We start from the raw sequence: 6,091 nt of genomic DNA on the forward strand, positions 1-6,091 counted from the left end.
GGAGACGACAATGCACTAACTATCAACCCGGACCACCCGGTGGGGGCTGCTCAGAGAACCAGCACTTCGCACGCGTCGACGCGTAGGATTCAATAGGCGAGCGCATATGGCTGCGAGCGCAGGGTCATTTCACCGTAGATTACCGAGCAACGGTGTCCATCAACCGGCTTCTGACCGACTGTCTCGCGCTGCCGATGGTGCCCCATCATCAGCTACCCGGTGAGACTGTCCAGTACCTGATGCCCTCGCGCTACTGCCCGTCTGATCAGTTCCAGAGCTTCGTCGATGCCGAGTTCGGCAGTTTGGCAGGCGGCGAGAAGGTGATAGCCATTCGGGATTGGGTGCAGAGCCACTTCAGCTATGTCCCCGGCGTAAGCACCGCGGAGACCACTGCGGCCGACACCTTCATACGCCGCCAGGGGGTTTGTCGCGACTATGCGCATGTCGTGATCACGCTGGTTCGCGCAGCGGGCATCCCAGCCCGGATCGCCAGCGTCTATGCACTCGGCGTCGAGCCGCAGGACTTCCATGCCGTTGCCGAGGTGTTCATCGGCGGCGAATGGCACTTGGTCGACGCAACCGGCATGGCGCAAGAAAAAGCCATGGCCAAGATCGGGATCGGCCGTGATGCGGCTGATGTTGCCTTCCTCACAGCCTACGGCATGGCCGTCATGAACAGCCAATCGGTTACAGTCGAACCGGCATAGCTGCTAGCGATTTTCTTGTGGGTTGCTCTGCCGGGTGCTGTCAGTCTGTTGCGATCCCGTCTTCACGCAATGCACGTCGGTCTTTCAGGACCGCAGCCTAGCTGGCGAGCATTCGACACTCCCCAGCGCGGCAGATAGGCGTTCCCGGTACGGCTCACCCTCTGGTAACGGATGTCGTCGGCGAATAGTGGACTGCACCTGCCCCACCAGAGCTTCACCGTCTCGTGACAAATTTCGGTCCCGCGCTTGGCACCGTAAGACCCAGGAACGGTCATTCCAGACGCCCCGCCCGCCACCCACTTTCCGCCGCTCGTTCATCGGACTTTTACGGTCCCCCAACCCGAATTCGCCATTGCATGCGTCGTCGCGGGCAGGCTTGTAGGCTCAGGACTCATTGATTGATCCAGAAGATGACGGAAGCGGCGAGTGCGATGGCCGACATGAAGGTGTGAGCGCATCGGTCATAGCGGGTATGGATGCGTCGCCAGTCCTTGAGGCGGCCGAACATGTTCTCGATCCTGTGACGACGGCGGTAGAGTGCAGCATCATGCGGGATCGGGACCTTGCGACCTTTGCGTGACGGGATGCACGCGCTGGTGCCACGCGCGGCAAGCGCTTGGCGGAACCAGTCTGCGTCATAGCCGCGATCGGCGAGCAGCACCGGAGCAGGCGGCATCGCCTCGAACATGAAGGCCGCTCCCTTATAGTCGCTCATCTGCCCTTCGGTGAGTAGCATGACGCGCGGGCGTCCCCGATCGTCGCAGACGGCGTGCAGCTTGGAGTTCAGGCCGCCTCTGGTGCGGCCGATACATCGGGGAAGAGCCCCTTTTTGAGCAGGCTGGCTGCCGTCCGGTACGCTTTCAGATGCGTGGCATCGATCATCAGCTGATCCGGGGGGCCGTCCTCGGCTGCCAGTCCGGCAAAGATCCGGTTGAACACGCCCATCCGGCTCCAACGGATGAACCGGTTGTAGATCGTCTTGGGCGGACCATAAGCCGCTGGTGCATCCCGCCAGCGCAGACCGTTGCGGATTACGAAGATGATGCCGCTGACGATCCGCCGGTCATCCACGCGCGGCACGCCATGCGACAGCGGAAAGTACGGCTCGATCCGCTGCATTTGCTTGTCCGTCAGCCAAAACAGGTCACCCATCGGCAGCTCCTCCACCACCAATGAATCAACCTGCCACCGCTCACGCAAGCGATTTAATAGGTCCTGACCCTAAGCGGACGGGCTGCTCCCGGCCAAAACGCGTGTTCGGTCCCCACTGGGTCAGCTTACTTATCCCGCCTGTAACCGTTCGTCGCAGAAACGATTCGGATCGACTCAACAGGTTTGGCACCCGGTACGCCATGCAGCATGTTCGAGAGCATGGAACAGCAGATCGTTCATGCCTGCGGCCACGAGCAGGTCCATGTCATTTACGGGTTCAACTCTCAAGTCGCGCGGAAAGCTCGCTGGTTACGGACAACCAAATGCCGCGCCTGCTTTGTCGCGGACAAGAAGGCCGAGCAGACCAAGGCCGCAGCCCGTGACGACGCAACGATTGCGCATCTCGACCGGCCGCAGCTGAACGGGAGCGAGCGGCAGGTGAGTTGGGCAGAAACTATTCGCGTCAGTCGCTTGGCCGCACTGATGGCGCTCCCTCACACAAGCGCCGATGCCGATTGTGGCATTTGCCTGGGTATCGACGACGCCAAATGGTGGATAGATCATCGTGATTTGTCGCATGCCGAGTTTCTGGCGCAGGCAACCAGGCACCTGCAGATTGCTGGCATGCCAGCAAGTGGGCAGCACTCTGAAGCAGCATAATCAGGACCTCAGCGCTTACCTGCTCAATAGCACGAACCTGCCGGCATACCGCCTGAAGTTCAGCGCAGCGCCGCTCGGCTCAAACCCGAAGGTAAAGTAGGCGTGGATCGTCGAGCATGCTCGCCGGTGTCGGCGTGATCCAATCGGCACCATGTTCGGGATAGGGGCCGTAGAACAGGTCGCCCAGCGCTCGACGGAAATGGGCATTCATCCACCGACGTCGCCGATGCTCGGGCGCGTCATGGATCATGTGGCATCGTTGGCAAAGCGCAGCCAGCTTTTCAAAGCGACTGTCGCTTGGATCATGATGCAGATGGGCACACGCCAGAACTACCGATGTCCACTTGCCCACGTGAAGAATATCGTTGGTCGGTCGGCGAACCCGCCTACCCTGTCCGTTCCGCCAATAGCGTCGTTCCGCGTCCCACCACCGTCCGTCGCCCATGTGGAAGACGCGCTTCAGATGTCCCCGACCGCAATGCTCGCAGCAACCTTTGGCACGGACAAACCGAACGAAGTCGGAGATATGCCGCCAATCGATCGGGTACAGAAAAACATGCTCAGGACGGATTGGCATCGGTGGTAGCGCTATGCAGCAAAGCGGATTCCGGTGGCAAGGTACCGTCGGGTTCGAGAGCTGTTGTAGGCAGGAAGCGATAGACCGTGCCGCGCGAAATGCCCAGTTCGCGGGCGATATGCGCCGGACGCATGCCCTGCGCCGCGCGCGCGCGCACCGCCTCCGGATCGATACGCGGTTTCCCGCCCTTGTATACCCCTCGTGCCTTCGCAGCCGCGATCCCCTCCGCCTGCCGTTCCTTGCGCAAGTTCGTCTCGAACTCGGCAAAGACGCCGAGCATATCGAGGAACGCTTTACCGGCGGCAGTGCGGGTATCGATCGGCTGTTCTGTCGCCTTCAGGGCTACCCCCCTGCCCTTCAGTTCATGGACGATATCCTGAAGGTCCTTCATCGACCGTGCGAGACGGTCGATCCGCGTCACGACGAGCGTGTCGCCCTCGCGCAGGAAGTCGAGCAGAATTTGCAATTCGGTTCGAGCCTCACGGCCTGACCCGGACTTCTTCTCCGACCGGATCGTCTGACACCCCGCTGCGCGCAGCGCAGCTTCCTGGATCCCCAAATCCTGATCGGTCGTCGAAACACGGGCATATCCAAAAAGCGCCATCAAACTCTCATTCTGTTCGAACAGCTTCTAGACCCAACGAAGCTACTGTTCAATGTCTATGAAAACAACCCTGATTAGACGCCACCTACGTCTCAAGTCGTTCGTTCGATACGGGTATACTCACATTGACATATGCATGATGACACCCCGGAAGCATCTTCCCACAGCCTAGTTGTGTCACGTTCTTTCTTCTGGCATGTTCTAGATCTTTACCAACTGGAAGGGGTACGATGGTGGCATCACAATCCATAGATATCAACGTTGCCGGTAATGGCCGCATGGTTCTTCCGGCATCGGTACGAAAGGCGATGGGTCTGCATGGCGATACGAAGATCATCCTAACGGTCGAGGATGATCAGGTGCGCCTGTCCCCTATTGGTCATGGCGTATCACGCGCCCAGGCACTCTATCGAGCACATGCCAATCATGCTCGCACGACCGACGACTTCCTGGAAGATCGGAAGGCGGAAGCCGCCGCTGATCACGATGAGGACACGTCCGCTGCATCGGATCGAGACGCATAATGGCATCCGTCGTTCTCGACGCATCCGCAGTGTTGGCGCTGGTTCGGGATGAGCCCGGCGCTGACAAGGTCGCGCCTCATGTCGGGCGTGCCGCGATCTCGGCGGTCAACCTTCAGGAGGTCATCAAGGAGCTGCTGCTCAGCGGCCTCGACGAGGCCACCACCCGCGAATTGCTGGACGAACTGCGCTTCGATGTCCGCGCGCACGACGTGGATGCGGCTTATGCGGCCGCAGGCCTGCACGCCCAAACGCGCCAGTACGGTCGTAGCCTTGGCGATCGGTCCTGCCTCGCGCTGGCCATGCAACTCGGTGTTCCTGCCCTCACCGGCGATCGCGAATGGAAGAAGGTGAAGGTCAAAGGACTGCGGATCGAACTGATCCGTTCCTGATTCGACATTCGGACACCCTCGCCCGACTACCCGAGCAGGAAGTCGATGTCCTCCTGCGTCAATCCGGCGGAGGTTGCCGCCTCGTCGCTCCACAGCGCGTCGGCGAGTGCGGCCTTGCGGTGTTGCAGGTCGAGGATCTTCTCCTCGATCGTGCCGTTGGCGATCATGCGGTAGACGAACACCGGCTTTTGCTGACCGATGCGGTGCGCACGGTCGATCGCCTGCGCCTCCACCGCCGGATTCCACCACGGGTCGTAGAGGATCACGGTGTCGGCGGCTGTCAGGTTCAGCCCGGTGCCGCCCGCCTTCAAGCTGACGAGAATGAGCGGCACGTCGCCGGCCTGGAACCGTGCGACCGGTGTCCTGCGATCCCTGCTCGTTCCAGTCAGCTCTACCCAGCCATATCCGGACTTATCCAGTTCGGGTTTGATGAGGTCGAGCATGGACGTGAACTGGCTGAACAGGATGATCCGCCGCCCCTCCGGGATTAACTCCCCGAGCAGTTCGAGCAGGCGCTCGAGCTTGGCCGACGAAGGCGGCTTTGCACCGTGGTTGGGCAACAGCCGCGGATCGCAGCACACCTGCCGCAGCCGGGTCAGGGCGGTCAGAACCATGATATGGGCACGCATCAGTCCGACGCGGGCGATCTCGTCGCGCACCCGTTGCTGCATAACGAGGCGCTGGCTCTCGTGCAGCGCCATCTGCGCCGTGGTTGGTGTGACCGCGACCTGCATCACCGACTTGGCCGGCAGATCGGTCGCGACCGCGTCCTTGGTCCGGCGCAGCAGGAACGGCCTGAGCTTTCGTGCCAGTCGGGCGCGCACCTCGCCGTCACCGTGCTTCTCGATCGGGGTGCGATAGATCCGCTGGAAGTCGCGCTGCGATCCCAGCAGACCCGGCACGACCAGGTCGAACAACGCCCATGCATCGATGAGCCGGTTCTCGACCGGCGTGCCGGTCAGCGCGATCCGGCGCTGCGCCTTTAGCCGCTTTGCCGCGACATGGCTGCTGGTGCGCGGATTCTTGAGCACATGCGCCTCGTCGAACACGATCAGTGAAAATGCCTCGGCGGCAAGGATGTCGGCATCGCGCACCAGCAGCGGGTAGCTGGTCAGCACCACGTCGTATCCGCCGATCGGCGTGGCGTCGCCGTGCCTTGCGGCACCATGGCGCAGCAACACCGACAGACCGGGCGCAAAGCGCGCGATTTCGGCCTGCCAGTTGGGCAATACCGAGGTCGGCGCGAGAATCAGCACCGGTGCCAGGGATGGATCAGCACTCGCCGCCTTGCGGGACACAATGTGCGCTAGCGTCTGCACGGTCTTGCCGAGTCCCATGTCGTCGGCAAGCAGCCCGCCGAAGCCGGCCCGTCCCAACGCCTCGAGCCAGTCGAAACCCACCTGCTGGTACGGCCGCAGCGTGGCTGAGCTGCCCCCTTCTGAGTGGTCCATCGACTATTACAGTCTGGACCAAGGAAG

9 protein-coding genes are annotated in these 6,091 nt (G+C 61.6%); 4 read left to right on the top strand and 5 right to left on the bottom strand.

Translation table 11 applies throughout. The features are described 5' to 3' along the window. Positions 1-152: 152 nt before the first annotated feature. Positions 153-707, top strand: a complete 555-nt coding sequence (locus Q0U08_RS16880) for a transglutaminase family protein (protein WP_336945320.1) — start codon at positions 153-155, stop codon at positions 705-707. 391 nt (positions 708-1,098) lie between these two features. Here Q0U08_RS16880 and Q0U08_RS16885 read toward each other — a convergent pair. Further along, positions 1,099-1,859, bottom strand: a protein-coding gene (locus Q0U08_RS16885) for an IS5 family transposase (RefSeq protein WP_242417480.1) whose coding sequence is annotated in 2 segments (ribosomal slippage) — positions 1,099-1,526 and positions 1,526-1,859 — 762 coding nt in all. Because the reading frame shifts where the segments join, the coding sequence is not laid out codon by codon here. Next, positions 1,838-1,903 carry a hypothetical protein gene (locus Q0U08_RS19910; protein ID WP_363696627.1) on the bottom strand — a complete coding sequence of 22 codons (66 nt, stop codon included), beginning with the start codon at positions 1,901-1,903 and terminating at the stop codon, positions 1,838-1,840. The genes Q0U08_RS16885 and Q0U08_RS19910 overlap by 22 nt, the downstream gene beginning before the upstream one ends. A 175-nt stretch (positions 1,904-2,078) precedes the next feature. Between Q0U08_RS19910 and Q0U08_RS16890 the strand changes: the two genes are divergently transcribed. Next, entirely contained in the window at positions 2,079-2,519 is a 441-nt protein-coding gene (locus Q0U08_RS16890) for a hypothetical protein (RefSeq protein WP_279333667.1), read from the top strand. Positions 2,520-2,598: 79 nt separating this feature from the next. Here Q0U08_RS16890 and Q0U08_RS16895 read toward each other — a convergent pair whose 3' ends face one another. Continuing rightward, positions 2,599-2,769, bottom strand: coding sequence for a hypothetical protein (locus tag Q0U08_RS16895; RefSeq protein ID WP_242417478.1), 171 nt, complete (start codon positions 2,767-2,769; stop codon positions 2,599-2,601). A gap of 310 nt (positions 2,770-3,079) precedes the next feature. Beyond that, positions 3,080-3,700 carry a recombinase family protein gene (locus tag Q0U08_RS16900; RefSeq protein ID WP_242417477.1) on the bottom strand — a complete coding sequence of 207 codons (621 nt, stop codon included), beginning with the start codon at positions 3,698-3,700 and terminating at the stop codon, positions 3,080-3,082. A 230-nt stretch (positions 3,701-3,930) separates the two neighbouring features. Here Q0U08_RS16900 and Q0U08_RS16905 point away from each other — a divergent pair, with 230 nt between their 5' ends. Together Q0U08_RS16905 and Q0U08_RS16910 are read left to right on the top strand one after the other, a co-directional pair. Then, positions 3,931-4,224 carry an AbrB/MazE/SpoVT family DNA-binding domain-containing protein gene (locus Q0U08_RS16905; protein WP_242417476.1) on the top strand — a complete coding sequence of 98 codons (294 nt, stop codon included), beginning with the start codon at positions 3,931-3,933 and terminating at the stop codon, positions 4,222-4,224. Continuing rightward, positions 4,224-4,613, top strand: a complete 390-nt coding sequence (locus tag Q0U08_RS16910) for a type II toxin-antitoxin system VapC family toxin (RefSeq protein ID WP_242417475.1) — start codon at positions 4,224-4,226, stop codon at positions 4,611-4,613. Before Q0U08_RS16905 ends, Q0U08_RS16910 begins: the two co-directional genes overlap by 1 nt. A 26-nt stretch (positions 4,614-4,639) precedes the next feature. Here Q0U08_RS16910 and Q0U08_RS16915 read toward each other — a convergent pair whose 3' ends face one another. Next, entirely contained in the window at positions 4,640-6,064 is a 1,425-nt protein-coding gene (locus Q0U08_RS16915) for a DEAD/DEAH box helicase (RefSeq protein WP_298092765.1), read from the bottom strand. Between the last annotated feature and the right edge of the window lie 27 nt (positions 6,065-6,091).

The organism is uncultured Sphingomonas sp. (assembly GCF_946477935.1).
Lineage (GTDB): Bacteria > Pseudomonadota > Alphaproteobacteria > Sphingomonadales > Sphingomonadaceae > Sphingomonas.